8 protein-coding genes are annotated in these 13,871 nt (G+C 68.4%); 7 read left to right on the top strand and 1 reads right to left on the bottom strand.

All coding sequences use genetic code 11. The annotated features are described in order from the left end of the window. Positions 1–199: 199 nt before the first annotated feature. On the top strand, positions 200–1,024 hold the full coding sequence (locus NFL01S_RS03795) for a hypothetical protein (protein ID WP_062971587.1): 825 nt from the start codon (positions 200–202) through the stop codon (positions 1,022–1,024). A gap of 9 nt (positions 1,025–1,033) precedes the next feature. Here NFL01S_RS03795 and NFL01S_RS03800 read toward each other — a convergent pair whose 3' ends face one another. After that, positions 1,034–2,494: a CCA tRNA nucleotidyltransferase gene (locus tag NFL01S_RS03800; RefSeq protein WP_062971533.1), complete on the bottom strand. Its 1,461-nt coding sequence runs from the start codon at positions 2,492–2,494 to the stop codon at positions 1,034–1,036. Positions 2,495–2,597: 103 nt separating this feature from the next. Between NFL01S_RS03800 and NFL01S_RS03805 the strand changes: the two genes are divergently transcribed. From NFL01S_RS03805 to trxB, 6 genes are all read left to right on the top strand, one after another. After that, on the top strand, positions 2,598–3,134 hold the full coding sequence (locus tag NFL01S_RS03805; RefSeq protein ID WP_084492382.1) for an NUDIX hydrolase: 537 nt from the start codon (positions 2,598–2,600) through the stop codon (positions 3,132–3,134). Positions 3,135–3,160: 26 nt separating this feature from the next. After that, a complete protein-coding gene (locus NFL01S_RS03810) occupies positions 3,161–5,749 on the top strand; it encodes a DUF6049 family protein (protein ID WP_371851765.1) in 2,589 nt (862 codons plus the stop codon). A 1,300-nt stretch (positions 5,750–7,049) separates the two neighbouring features. Beyond that, on the top strand, positions 7,050–10,838 hold the full coding sequence (locus NFL01S_RS03815; protein WP_062971535.1) for a lipid II flippase MurJ: 3,789 nt from the start codon (positions 7,050–7,052) through the stop codon (positions 10,836–10,838). Between the two features lie 293 nt (positions 10,839–11,131). Continuing rightward, entirely contained in the window at positions 11,132–11,683 is a 552-nt protein-coding gene (gene sigM / locus NFL01S_RS03820; RefSeq protein WP_062971589.1) for an RNA polymerase sigma factor SigM, read from the top strand. Between the two features lie 130 nt (positions 11,684–11,813). After that, complete coding sequence (locus tag NFL01S_RS03825; RefSeq protein WP_157116230.1) at positions 11,814–12,647, top strand: RsmA family anti-sigma factor; 834 nt, start codon at positions 11,814–11,816, stop codon at positions 12,645–12,647. Between the two features lie 175 nt (positions 12,648–12,822). After that, a complete protein-coding gene (gene trxB / locus NFL01S_RS03830) occupies positions 12,823–13,812 on the top strand; it encodes a thioredoxin-disulfide reductase (protein ID WP_062971540.1) in 990 nt (329 codons plus the stop codon). Positions 13,813–13,871 lie beyond the last annotated feature (59 nt).

Genomic DNA, 13,871 nt, shown 5'->3' on the forward strand with positions numbered 1-13,871 from the left:
CGGTCAACAGCTCACTGTCTCCTGTCGGGTCCCATTGTCGCAGTGAACCTACCCGAGCCTCGTCGTCATCGCGCTCATTGATGATCGTGACGCACCGGTAACACCGGTCGGGATGCCACGGGGAACGCCTCCCGCGCGGTGACGCAGCCGACTACGTATGGTGGCGGGCCGGTCCGGGCCAGTACTCTCGGAGATGATCATGGCGGCACAACCCGATCCCCGATCGACTTCCCCGTTCTCCCCGCTGTGGGCGGTCGACCTCGGCAAACGACTGTTCGAGCAATCCCGGCTGGAACAGTGGATCAGCTATACCACCGCCTGGGTCGAACCCATGGCCGATCTCGGTGCCGGAACCGTCACCGCACTGCTGCCCGATACCGCGCTCACCGTGCTCAGCGAGGGGATTCTCAGCCGGTTCGGCGGCCGGGAGATCAGCGCGACCCTGCTCGACCATCACCTCACCGGCACCCTCGACGTGCTGAAGGTGCGCCGCCGCGGCGCACATTTCCAAACCAAGACCGTGCTTCGGGACCTGCACTGGGACGGGCTGGCGCTCGCCGAGGTCACCGTCATCGCCCACGAAGTCCGGCTGGTACCGGGTGTACCGACCAGAATCCGCGCGGCCCGGATCGATATCGACGGCACTGTCACCTTGCCGACACTGCTCGGCCGGTTCGCGGATCGCGCCCGCAATTGGGAGCTGACGCTGACCGAACACGGCCTCGTCCGCGCGGTCCATCGACGCCGGCGAATCTGCGCCGAAATGGACGCCTCCATCACCGACGACATCCTCGAACTCGATACCCGCCGGGCTACTTGGTTCGGTATGCCCGTGCCCAGGCGATGGCGGGCCACCGAACCCCTCCGGATACCGGAACTGCCGAGCGGGGCGCGGGTACGGCGCGCCGTCCGCGACGGCGAACTGGTCCGCTTCCGGATCGAAGTGGCACCGGTCAGCGGATCGTTCGACCTGGCCCAGATCCGCTCGGCCATCGTGGCCGGCACCACCCTGATCGTGTTCTGACCCGCCGGTTCACTGCTGCGACTGCCACCACTGGCGCAGGGCATCCTCGGCCTCGTCGCGGGTCAGCGGACCGCGATCCAGCCGTAGCTCTTTCAGATAACGCCACGCGCGCCCCACCTCGGGCCCCGGCGGCAGGCCAAGCAATTCCATGATCGCGTTACCGTCCAGGTCCGGCCGGACCCGCGCCAGATCCTCCTGCGCCTGCAGGCGGGCGATGCGCACCTCGAGCTCGTCATAGGTGGCGCGCAACGCGGCGGCGCGTCGCTTGTTGCGCGTGGTGCAATCGGCGCGCACCAGCTTGTGCAACCGCGGCAGCAGATCCCCGGCGTCGGTGACGTAGCGGCGGACCGCGGAATCGGTCCACTGGCCCTTCCCGTAACCGTGGAAACGCAGATGCAGGAACACCAGCCGCGCCACATCCTCGGTGAACTGCTTCGGATATTTCAGCGCCCGCATCCGCTTACGCACCATTTTGGCGCCCACGACCTCGTGGTGGTGGAAGCTGACCCCACCCCCGGGCTCATTGCGTTTGGTATCCGGTTTGCCGATATCGTGCAGCAGCGCCGCCCAGCGCAACACCAGGTCGGGATCGCCCTCTTCCTGATCGATCGCCTGTTCCAGCACGGTCAGCGAATGCCAGTAGACATCCTTGTGCTGATGATGTTCGTCGATCTCCAGTTTCATCGCCGGAACCTCGGGCAGCACTCGCTGCGCCAGCCCCGTTTCGCACATCATGTTGATGCCGTCGATCGGGTAGGTGCCCCCGATCAGCTTGTCCAGCTCCGTCCGGACCCGTTCCGCGGTGATCCGCTCGATCTCCGGGGCCATCTCCGATATCGCATCCCGTACCCGCGGATGCGCGGCGAAACCGAGCTGGGAAACGAAACGGGCTGCGCGCAGCATCCGTAGCGGGTCGTCGTTGAACGAATCCTCGGGCGCAGCCGGCGTATCCAGTACGCCCGCCAGCAGCGCCTCCATCCCGTTCAAAGGATCCACGAATTCCAGTGCGCCGTCGGCCGCGATCTTCACCGCCATCGCGTTCACGGTGAAATCGCGGCGGACGAGATCACCCGCCAAACTATCCCCGAAACTGACCTGCGGATTTCGCGAAACCCGATCGTAGGTATCACTACGGAAGGTGGTGATCTCCAGCTGCTGACCGCTCTTGGCCGCGCTCACGGTCCCGAATGCCAGCCCACCGGTATCCCACAACTGATCCGCCCAGCCGTCCAGCAACTGCTGCACCTGCTCGGGCCGCGCATCGGTGGTGAAATCCAGATCGGTGCCGAGCCGCCCCAGCACCGCGTCCCGCACACTGCCACCCACCAGATACAAGTGGAAACCGCGAGCGGCGAACATCTCCCCCAACGGAGTCAGCACATCGGAAAGCCGGCCCAGCGTGACAGCCGCAGCCGCCAGCAAACGAGTACGGCGATCCAGCACTGCATCCTCGGACTCCGTCGAAACCACAGCAAAACCTTACTGTGTTTATCCGCGGGCCCCGGGCGCGCGGGTGGCCGAAACCCCGCGCCGCCGGAGGCGGTGCAAAAAGATACTGCTCTAGTATTGCGTAGTGTCTCCGGCCGATCGCGCGAACAATCGACGCCGCCAGCCCCGGCGCCGTGGTTCGGCCGGTGGTGCGGCGAAACCGCGTATGCGCACGGTGCGCGAGACCTCGGCGGGGGGATTGGTTGTCGACGGCCTGGACGGACCGCCGGAGAAGCGCTGCGCCGCCCTGATCGGCCGGACGGACCGCCGCGGACGGCTGCTATGGTCGCTGCCCAAAGGACATATCGAAGAAGGCGAAACCTCGGAACAGACGGCTATTCGCGAGGTCGCCGAGGAAACCGGTATTCAGGGCGTGGTGGTCGCCGAATTGGGCAGTATCGATTACTGGTTCGTCACCGAGGGTCGGCGGGTACACAAGACAGTGCATCATTTTCTGCTGCGTTCGGTCGGTGGAGAACTATCCGACGCGGATGTGGAGGTCACCCAGGTGGACTGGGTGCCGTTGAGCGAATTGAACTCCAGGCTGGCCTACGCCGACGAGCGCAGACTGGCCGAGGTGGCGAACCGCCTGATCGACCGGATGGAGACCGGTAAGCGATGACGCGTGGACCGAGTCGGATCATCTTCGTGATCCTGACTATCCTCGGCGCGGTGTCGGCGCTGTCCGCGCTGCCCGTGACAGTCGCGCATGCCCAGCCGGCCGGGTCGGCCGAGGATTCCGCTGCGCCGCAGTTCCTGAAACTGTCGCTGGATTCGGTGAGCCCGGGCACGGTGACCACCGCGAGCGAACCGCTGCTGACGGTGACCGGCACGGTCACCAATATCGGCGACCGCGGCGTGGACGACGTCACCGTCCGGGTACAGCGATCGCGCGCGATCACCGACCCCAGCGAGCTGCGCACCACTTTGAAGCTGGACCAGTCCAGCTACGACTATCCGACCCCGTTCCAGGACATCGCGGTGCGGCTGGAACCGGGGCAGCGTCAGCAGTTCACGCTGTCGGTGCCGTTGCGTGACGGGACCGCGGAATCGTTGAACATTACCGAACCCGGTGTCTATCCGCTGCTGCTGAATGTCAACGGGACCCCGGATTACGGCGGCCAGGCCCGGTTGGACGATGCCCGCTTCCTCCTGCCGGTCCTCGGCCTGCCCGCGGCCGCGGACGGTAGTGCCCCGCCGCTTCCCCCGCCGGCCAACCCAGCGGTGTCGACGACACTACTGTGGCCGCTGGCCGACCGGCCGCGCATGGTGGCCGGTCAGACCGGTGAACTGGATCGGACAGCCGAACTGACCGATGACGAGCTCGCGGCCTCGCTGAGCCGCGGCGGCCGGTTGGACGAACTGGTCGCCGCGCTGGAAGCGGTCGTCGGGGGTGACCGCACAGCGGACGGTCCGGCTTCGGCGATATGCCTGGCCGTCGACCCCGATCTGCTGCTCACAGTGCAGGCGATGACCGAGGACTACCGGGTTTTGGCCAGCCCCTCGGATCCCGACGGTGCAACGCGGCCGGGTACGGGCACCGAAGCGGCCAAGCAGTGGCTGGATCGGGTACGTGGGCTGGCCTCGTCGATGTGCACGGTGGCGTTGCCGTTCGCGCAGGTGGATATTTCCGCGCTGGCGGCGGCGAACGATCCGGCGCTCACCGCCCGGGCACTCGACGCTCCCGCGCAGATCGTAGATTCCGTCCTCAATACCCGGTCGGTGCGCGGGGTGAGCCTGCCGGACGCGAGCAGCCTCGACCCCGCTGCGGCACAACTGCTGAAAGCGCAGGGTTTCGAGACCGCGGTGCTCGCGCGGAACGCGGTCGCACCGGAGGGCGGGGCCGGTGATCCCGCCGCCGTGGTGCCCGATGTGGTGCGGTTGCCCGGTATAGCGGGGGCCGCCCCGGCGCCTGGACCCGTACCGGGGGAGGAAGCCGAACAACAGGCCGCCGTCCCCGCCGGTGGTCCTACGCCGGTCGAGGACGGGCCCGCGACATCCGGTGCCGCGGTGCCGCCGGATCAGGAAGGTAGTGGTGGCGCCTCGACAGGCGATCCCGCGCTCCGAGTCGCGACCTTCGATATCTGGCCGGCGGCGGCACTGGCCGGTATCGGTTCCAATCCACCCACCCCCGCCTACGTCCCCGAATCGGCCCGTTACCCGGTGACCAACGATTCCCGCAGCGCACGTCTGCAGGACGCGCTGGGTGCGGTGTCCTGGCAGGCGCTGCACGCCGACCCGGCGCGCCCGCGCTCCCAGCTGATCATGCCGCCACAGCAGTGGGGCGCCAACCGCGACGAAGCCGTCGCCTTGTTGCGACAGCTCGAGCTGCTGGTGGACAACAACCTGGTGGATCCGCGGCCGTTCGACGATCTGGTCGGGCAGGCACCGGACCCGGCGCCCTATCAGCTTGCCCCGCTCCCGGACGCCGCGGCCGAAGCAGTCCCCGGACATTTCGCCATACCTGCCCGCGATCAGTCACACCGGCTGTCCCAACTGCTGCAGGCCATGGTGGAAGTGCCCGATACCCAGCCGACCCCACGCGCCTACCTGGACCCGTTACGTGACGATCTGGTGCGCGCACTGTCGCTGTCGGATCGGCGCGGTGGCCCTACCGGGCAGGCCGAGGTGTTCGCGCAGCGGCGGATCGAGAAAACCACCGCGGCGGTGGACGAGATCTACCGCTCGGTGACAGTGCTTCCACCGGGCGGGGTGTACACGCTGGCTTCGGAATCGAGCCCGCTGCTGCTGGTGGCGCGCAACGACCTGCCCGTTTCGATGCGGATCCGCTTCCGGATCGACGCACCGCCGGAAACGAAGATCACCGATATCGGCGAACAACTGCTCCCGCCCCGCGGGACCCGCTCGTTCCAGATACCGAGTGAGGTCAGTGACAGTCGCAACCTCGTCGTTCCGATATCGCTGAGTACACCCGAAGGTGTCCCGCTCGGCTATGCCACCTCGATTTCGGTGCGTTCCAACGCCTACGGGCAGATTCTGGCGATCATCACCGCCTGCGCGGCCGCACTGTTGTTCCTGCTCGCCGGCCGCCGCCTGTGGCGCCGGTTCCACGGCGAACACGATCCGGCCGACAAGGGTGTGGATCCTGGGGTCCGGCGGCGGGTGATCCGGCTGGGCCGGGCCCGGCGGCGCACAACCGGCCACACCGATCTCGAGGTGAGTGACGAAGCGCTGGAAACCGGTCGCCACCCGGGCCGGCGCCGGGAATCGGTGTAAGTCCGGCCCCCGATGTCCCGGATAGGTCATCCACCGGACGACCTGGGGAGATGACCGCCGCGGGTGTCGCATGGAAGATGGAGGGAGTGCGCGCACCGGCAACTCCTGGCCCGTCCGGGGTGCCGGTGCGCGGCCGGATACGACATACCGCCCGCACCGTACAGTTCGTTTGCGCGCAGCGACGGCGGCGAAGTGTTCGGCACGACACAGGGGACAACCGGCAAGCGGGGGTCCGGGCGATACAGGAGGCATGATGAGCGACGATGAATCCTCCGCTCATCGGCAGCAGCCCGGTAGACAGCCCGACGGTCCACGAGACCGGCGGGCCCCCAGCGCACCGTGGGAGCGGGTGCCTCCATCTCCCGGATCGGAGCCGGAGATGACCGGCCACCCGCGTGATACCGACCGCGAATCCTTCCGGGAGCCGCCACCGCAGCTGCGCCGGCCCGAGCAGCCGGCCGATCCGGCGCCCCGGCCCGGCCCGCCTGCCCGGCGCCCGGGCCCCGGGCAGGGCCCACATCCGGGGGAGGATCGCTATGCCGGGAACAGGCGTCCCCCCGCGCCCGACAGCCGTAACCCCGCGCCCGGACGACCACAGAACCCGCCGTCCGGCGCGCGACCTGCCGTACCGCCCCGGCATCCCGGCGCACGACCCCCGGCACCGCCCGCGAATCCGCGTCCCGGCGGCCGCCCCGGTATGCCCCCGCTGGATCCGCCGTCCGGGGCGCGGCCCGCGGTGCGGCCCGATCAGCGCCCGCCCGCGCCGCCCGCGGCACCACCCCCGGCGGCGCCGCCCGCGAACCGGCCTTCGGCGTTCCGGCCGCCTGCACCGCCCACCGGGCGTCCGCAGCCGGGCCCCGGTCGCCCACTCGATGCACAACCCGACGGCGGTCACCGGCGGCCCGCGCGTCCCGGTCCGCCCATGCCCCCGCAGCAACAGCGGCCCGAGCCCGGTAATACTCCCGGCGGGCCGCCGTCCGAACCTTTCCCGGCCCAGCGGATGCGGCCGGTTCAGCAGAATCGAGCCCCCGAGCGGCCACCGCACCCGGCCGATCGGCAACACCCCGCACCCGCGCCGAACCCGGGAGCTCCCGGTCCGCAGCGGCAGCCCAACCGTCCCGGGCCGCAGGCACCGCCGGGCGGTAATTCCCGCCCGCAGACCCCACCGCGCCGGCAGGCGCCGCCCTCACAACCGCTGCGTCAGGTCCCGCCTGCCCGCGAACCACAGCGCGCCGCGCCCACCCCGGTTCCCGCCGCCGGCGGCAACCGGCCACGCACCGGCCGGCAGCCCGCAGTTGCCGTGGCCGAGCCCCTGGAAGCGGCCGCTACCGCGGATAAACCCGACAACAGCCAGTCCAAGCTGCTCAAGGACTCCGGTTCGATCGCGATCGCCACGCTGATCAGCCGCATCACCGGATTCGGTAAACAGCTGCTGCTGCTGGCGGTGCTCGGCCCCGCCATCGCCAGTTCGTTCACCTCGGCCAGCCTGATTCCGAACATGATCGCCGAATTGGTACTCGGCGCCGTGCTCACCGCCATCGTGGTGCCCACCCTGGTCCGGGCCGAACAGGAGGATCCCGACCACGGCGCCGCATTCATCCGGCGGCTCGTCACCGCCGCTGCCGTCATCCTCGGTACCGCGGCCGTCCTGGCGACCGCCGCGGCGCCGGTTCTGGCAACCCATGTTTTCGTCTCCGCGGACGGCAAGGTCAATACCTCGCTCACCACGGCGCTGACCTTCCTGCTGGTCCCGGCCGTACTGTTCTATGGGCTGTCGGCCCTGTTCACCGCCATCCTCAATACCCGGGGTGCGTTCAAACCCGGCGCATGGGCGCCGGTCCTGAACAACGTGGTGGTGCTGGCGGTGCTCGGGCTCTACGCCCTGACGCCCGGCGAGATCACGTTGGACCCGGTCCGGATGAGCGATCCGAAACTGCTCGTCCTCGGCTGCGGTGTGACTCTCGGCGTGATCGTGCAAGCGACCAGCCTGCTGCCGGCCATCCGCCGCCAGGGCATCGATCTGCGCCCGCTGTGGGGTCTGGACAACCGGCTCAAACAGTTCGGCACGATGGCCGCCGCGATCATCCTGTACGTGCTGATCAGCCAGATCGGCGGTGTTTTCGCGAACAACATCTCCTCGCGCGCCGATGAGGCCGGTCCGGCGATCTACCAGAATGCGTGGCTACTACTGCAGCTGCCGTACGGCGTTATCGGCGTCACCCTGCTCACCGCGATCATGCCCCGGCTCAGCCGTAACGCCGCCAACGACGACACCCCCGCGGTGGTCGACGATCTGTCGGCGGCCACCAGGCTGACCATGATCGCGTTGATCCCGATCGTCACCTTCCTGACCTTCGCCGGACCGCAGGTCGGCGATGCGTTGTTCGGGTACGCACGGTTCGCGGAAGACGCCTCCCGCCTCGGTACAGCGGTCAGCTTCTCGGCCTTCACCCTGATCCCGTATTCGCTCGTACTGATTCACCTACGGGTGTTCTACGCACGAGAACAGGCGTGGACACCGACCTGGATCATCCTCGGCATCACCGCCGTCAAGATCTTGTTCTCGGCGCTGGCCCCGTTGATCGCCGATAGCCCCGATCAGGTCGTGATCGTGCTCGGTATCGCGACCGGCCTCGGTTTCACCGTCGGCGCGGTGATCGGTGGCTGGCTGCTGCACCGCAGTCTGGGCGATCTGCGGATGGCCAATGTGGGGCGTACGGTCAGCCGGGTGCTGCTGTCCTCGCTGGCCGGCGGCGCCGTCATGCTCATCGCCGACCGAGTGATGGGCCTGGACCGGCTCACCGAATCCCTCGGCGGACCGGGCTCGTTCATCCGGGTCGGGATCACCGCGATCGTGATGTTCGCGGTGGCGTTCGGGCTGATGCGGCTGGCCGGGATACCCGAGGTCGTCGCCATCACGGTCGCGATATCGCGGCGGCTCGGCATCACCCCGCCGGCACCGCCGCTGGACCTCGACGAACCCGTCGAAGAGGAGCACACCACGCGGATCATGCGCCGGCCCGACCCGTATCTCGCGTACTCCGGCTTCGATTCGGCCATGGACGCACAGAGCACAATGGTGCTACCGGTGATCCGGCCGGACTCGGTTGATCGCACCGCAGGCGGCCAGTTCCCGTACCCTGTTCGGCAGACCGGCACAAGTGACAGACCCGCCGAGTTTGCGGCATACCAGGGCGAAGGAGGTCCGAGGGTGAGCGACGACGCGGTGGGCAAGGTCCCAGCCGCCGATCCTGCGCGGAATCCGGCGAGCGGACGCTTGTCCACCGATGTTCCCCCGGAGCAGTCGGAGCCGGGTGAGGCGCGCACCCAGCGTGTGGACACCGGTTCGGCCGATTCCGCCCACCCGCCCGAGCAGGCGCCGGGCAGCGGGCCACAATACGACGATGCGGCCGCCGGGCCACCGGACGACGCCGACGAGCACCTGTCCGAGGAGCGTGTCCAGCGCACCGGCGCCACGGTGTCGGCCACCGATCCGGTGTACGACACCGGGATGATCGCCGTACCACCTATGACGCAGGCGAGCCGGGTGCAGCGGGGGCCCAAACTCATCGCCGGAGCTTCCGTCGCCGGTGGCCGATATCGGCTGCTCGCCGATCACGGCGGCGCACGTGGCCTGAAGTTCTGGCAGGCACTCGATATCAAGCTCGATCGGGAAGTGGCGCTGACCTTCGTCGATGCCGATCAGCGGGCGGGCAGCGACTCCGGTCAGGACGGTCCGCAGGCCATCCTGTCCCGCACGCTGCGCTTGGGCCGTATCAATTCACCGGGCCTCGCACGTGTCCTGGATGTGGTGCGCGGTAGTTCCGGCGGCATCGTGGTGGCCGAATGGACACCGGGACGTTCGCTGCGGGAAATGGCCGAAACCGTCCCGTCGCCGATCGGCGCCGCCCGCGCCATCCGAGTACTGGCCTCGGCCACCGAAATGGCGCACCGCAGCGGCGGCGCGCTGTCCATCGACCATCCGGACCGGATCCGCATCAGCGCCAACGGCGACGCGGTGCTGGCATTCCCCGGCACCCTCGGCGATGCCGACCCGCAGAGCGATGTCCGCGGCCTGGGCGCGATGCTCTACGCGCTCATCACCGCCCGGTGGCCGCTGCGGACCGGCGGCGTCAGCGGGAACGCCGCCACGGTGGGCGGGCTGCGCCTGGCCGATTTCGGTTCCGACGGCACGCCCGTGGAACCCCGCCAGATCCGGCCCGAGGTCCCCTTCGAGATTTCGGCTGTGGCCGTACGCTCGCTGGAGCCGAACAAGGGTGTACGCACCGCCGCCACCATCCAGCACGTCCTGGAACAGGCCTCGGTGGTGGACCAGAAGACCGATTTCATCCCGGTGTTGCGGCTGGGGCAGCGTGCCCCGGCTCCGGCCGACGAATCGCTGGCCGATCCGGAGCTGCTGGCCGCCGAACGCGAGAAATCGCAGCGGATGATGTGGATCATGGTGGCCCTGGGGATTCTGACCGCGCTCGTGGTCGGCATCGTCATCTGGTGGCTGGTAAGCGTTTTCGCGCCGGGTGATTCGAGTGAACCGCTCAACGAGCAGCGCGTGATCGGTTTGACGACCAGCCGCGCGCCGGAGGAGTCGCCGAGTTCGGCGGCCCCGTCGACGACACCTGCCGACGTCGCCGGCGTACCGGTGCCGATCTCGGGGATAACCGTGTTCTCCCCGGAAGGCACACCGGACGACCCCGACGGCGGGCCCGCGGCGATGGACGGCGATCCGGCCACCTCATGGAGCACCGACCAGTACTTCCAGCAGTTCCCGGCGTTGAAGAAGGGGGTGGGCCTGCTGGCGACCCTGCCCAGCCCGGCCAACCTCACCAAGGTCACCATCACCTCGCCGACCCCGGGTACGTCGATCGAGATCCGGACCTCGCCCACCGAAGCACCCACCTTGGACCAGACTCAGCTCGCGGGCACCGCGGTGCTCGGCGACGGGATCACGGAGGTGCCGGTGCAGAGCGATCAAGCCGCCCGCTACGTTCTGATCTGGGTCACCGGTCTGGGCAACTCCGGCGCCCAGTTCCAGAGCTCGATCGCCGAGTTGAGCTTCGAAGCAAAGCCCTGACCTGCGGTTTCGTTATCCCGTCAAGGTATCCGGAGCAACCGGATCCGGTTGCTGCGCAATGGCGCCCGGGATATGATCACGATCCGCGCTCCCAGGAGGGAGCCGGTGGGATCAGGGGTACGGTCCCGCTCGCTGAGTACACGCAGTAATCACCACAGGTCGGCTCGCGCCGCGCCGAAACTGTCGTGGGCGGTTGTCCAAGGGGTTGGCTATTGTCGTCCGAATTGAATGCGGGGGTTCGCGGGGGGACGACGCCGTCTCCTGGGGTAGGGGCGCGAGAAACCGGGTTCGATATCACCTCGGATACCGAATTGTTGCGGGCGCACGCGGCCGGGGCGCCGCACGCCTTCGCCGAACTGATCCGCCGGCACAACGACCACCTCTGGCAGACCGCCGCGCGCGTCTGCTACACCCCCGAGGACGCCGCTGATTCGCTTCAGGAAGCTCTGCTGTCGGCTCATCGCAACGCGGGCTCCTTCCGTGGTGAATCCGGGGTGCGTACCTGGTTGCACCGCATAGTCGTCAATGCCTGCCTGGACCGGATACGGCGCAATCGCGCCCAGCGGGCCGTGGTCCTTCCGCCGGAGGTCTGGCCCGAAATATCCGACTATGCCGACGAATACAGCCGGGTCGATATCGCCATAGTGCTGGAACGCGCCCTGTTCGCCCTCCCACCGGATCAGCGCGCGGCGGTGGTGGCCGTGGATGTGGAGGGGTACAGCGTCGCCGATGCGGCCGATCTGCTGGGTGTTCCGGTCGGCACGATCAAGAGTCGATGTGCGCGGGCACGACAGCGGCTCAAAGCCGAATTGGATTCCCTGAACGGGGAGGGGAACCGGATGTGAGGACGACGCGTCCAAACCGGTGACACATTTTTCCTCCCGAATGGGATGTACTCACCGGGAGCGCCACCGCAGAACCCAGGAATCGAAACCCGAGCCAGATGAACTCAGCAGCATTGGAGGTGCGAAGGACATGAGCCCCGTTCCGCAACCTCCTTTCCCTGCGGAGTTGCTCGCCGATCTGCACGCCGGAAATATCGACCCCGATCTCGCGGCCCGGCTCTGGCCGGCGGTCCGGCAGGATCCGGACGCCCGCCGCTATCTCGAATCGCTCGATTCACTGCGCATATCCCTCACCGGCCTCGCCGAGTCCGATCGGGTTGTCCGGCCGATGCCGGCGGATATCGCGGCCCGGCTCGAGGCGTTCGCCGAAACCCTCGGAAACGAAGCGGGCCGCAACGACAGTGCCGATACCGCCGGGGCGGTGGAGACAACTGTGCCCCTCGGCGATATCCCGGCACCGGCACCCGCGGGCAGATTCGCCGCTGCGGACGCAGGCCGATCCGGGCCGGTCGGTGCGGCACCGATATCGCTGGATGCCCGTCGGCGGCGCCGGCGCATCGCCGCCGGGATCGCCGCCGCCGCGGCGGTACTGATCTGCGCCGGTGCCGCGCTGTTCGCCGGCTTCCGGCCCGAGGGTGAAACGGTGCCGACTGCCGCGCCCACCGGCACCACAGGCACAGAATCCGGCGCCGAGTTCGATACGACGATCGCGCTGCGCGCGCTGGGCCGCCACGATGTGCCCGGCCGGCTGGCCGATCCTGCGGCCCTCACCGCATGTGTCCGGGCCGCCGGGGTCGATCGCCCCGTGCTCGGATCCACCGAGATGAGGTTCCGCGACCGTGACGACGCGGTGCTTATCCTCGTCGGCGGGCGAAACGGTGCGCAGATCACCGCGCTCGTCGTCGGCCCGGGGTGCGGACCCGGCAATCCGGAGTTGCTGACTCCGATCACCGATATCGGCTGAGGAATCCCAGCACTTTCCGGTCGTACCCGTACCGGGTAGCCGCTGTTCCCGAGCTTCCCGTCGCCTGCCGCGCAGGAGCTCGGGGGCCGGTCCGGTCCGGCCGTCGCCGGGAACAAAGCCCGTCTACCCTGTTGTTGACCGAAACGTCCCCATCAGCTTTCTCCGGAAGGGTCCCATGAGCACGCCAGTTCGCGACCTGATCATCGTCGGCTCGGGGCCGGCCGGTTACACCGCCGCCGTGTACGCCGCCCGCGCCGAACTCGAGCCGCTGGTGTTCGAAGGCACCCAGTTCGGCGGTGCCCTGATGACGACCACGGAGGTCGAGAATTTCCCGGGTTTCCGCGACGGGATCATGGGCCCGGATCTGATGGAACAGATGCGGGAACAGGCCAAACGCTTCGGTGCGGATATCCGCACCGAAGATGTGGACGCCATCGATCTGAGCGGTCCGGTGAAGAAGGTCACCGTTGGAGACGATGTCTACGAAGCACATGCGGTGATTCTGGCCATGGGGTCGGCCGCCCGCTATCTGAACGTCCCCGGTGAGCAGGAACTGCTCGGTCGCGGTGTCAGCGCCTGCGCCACCTGCGACGGCTTCTTCTTCAAGGGCCAGGACATCGTGGTGGTCGGCGGCGGCGATTCGGCGATGGAAGAAGCGCTCTTCCTCACCAAGTTCGCCTCCAGCGTCACCGTCGTACACCGGCGCGACGAATTCCGGGCCTCGCGCATCATGCTCGAACGTGCCAAGAACAACGAGAAGATCCGTTTCCGCACGAATGCCGAAGTGGTCCAGGTGCACGGTGAGACCAGCGTCACCTCGTTGACCCTGCGCGATACCCGTACCGGGGAAACTTCCGAGCTGCCGGTCACCGGTCTGTTCGTCGCCATCGGTCACGACCCGCGCAGCGAACTCGTCCGCGGCCAGGTGGACCTGAACGCGGAAGGCTATGTCCTGGTGCGTGATCCGGGCACCGAGACCTCGATCGCCGGCGTCTACGCAGCGGGCGACCTCGTCGACCACACCTACATGCAGGCCATCACCGCGGCCGGCACCGGTTGCCGGGCCGCCATCGACGCCGAACGCTGGCTCGCCGAGAAGGGCGATATCACCAGCAATACGCTGCCGCACGCCGACCAGCCCGTCGCCGTTCCGACAGCGAATTGAGCCCGGAGGGCTCACCGGGCAACTGAGCCACGGGCTCGGTTGCCCACCTCAGCCCCGGG

Origin of the sequence: Nocardia flavorosea NBRC 108225, assembly GCF_001613385.1 — a bacterium.
GTDB classification, from domain to species: Bacteria; Actinomycetota; Actinomycetes; order Mycobacteriales; family Mycobacteriaceae; genus Nocardia; species Nocardia flavorosea.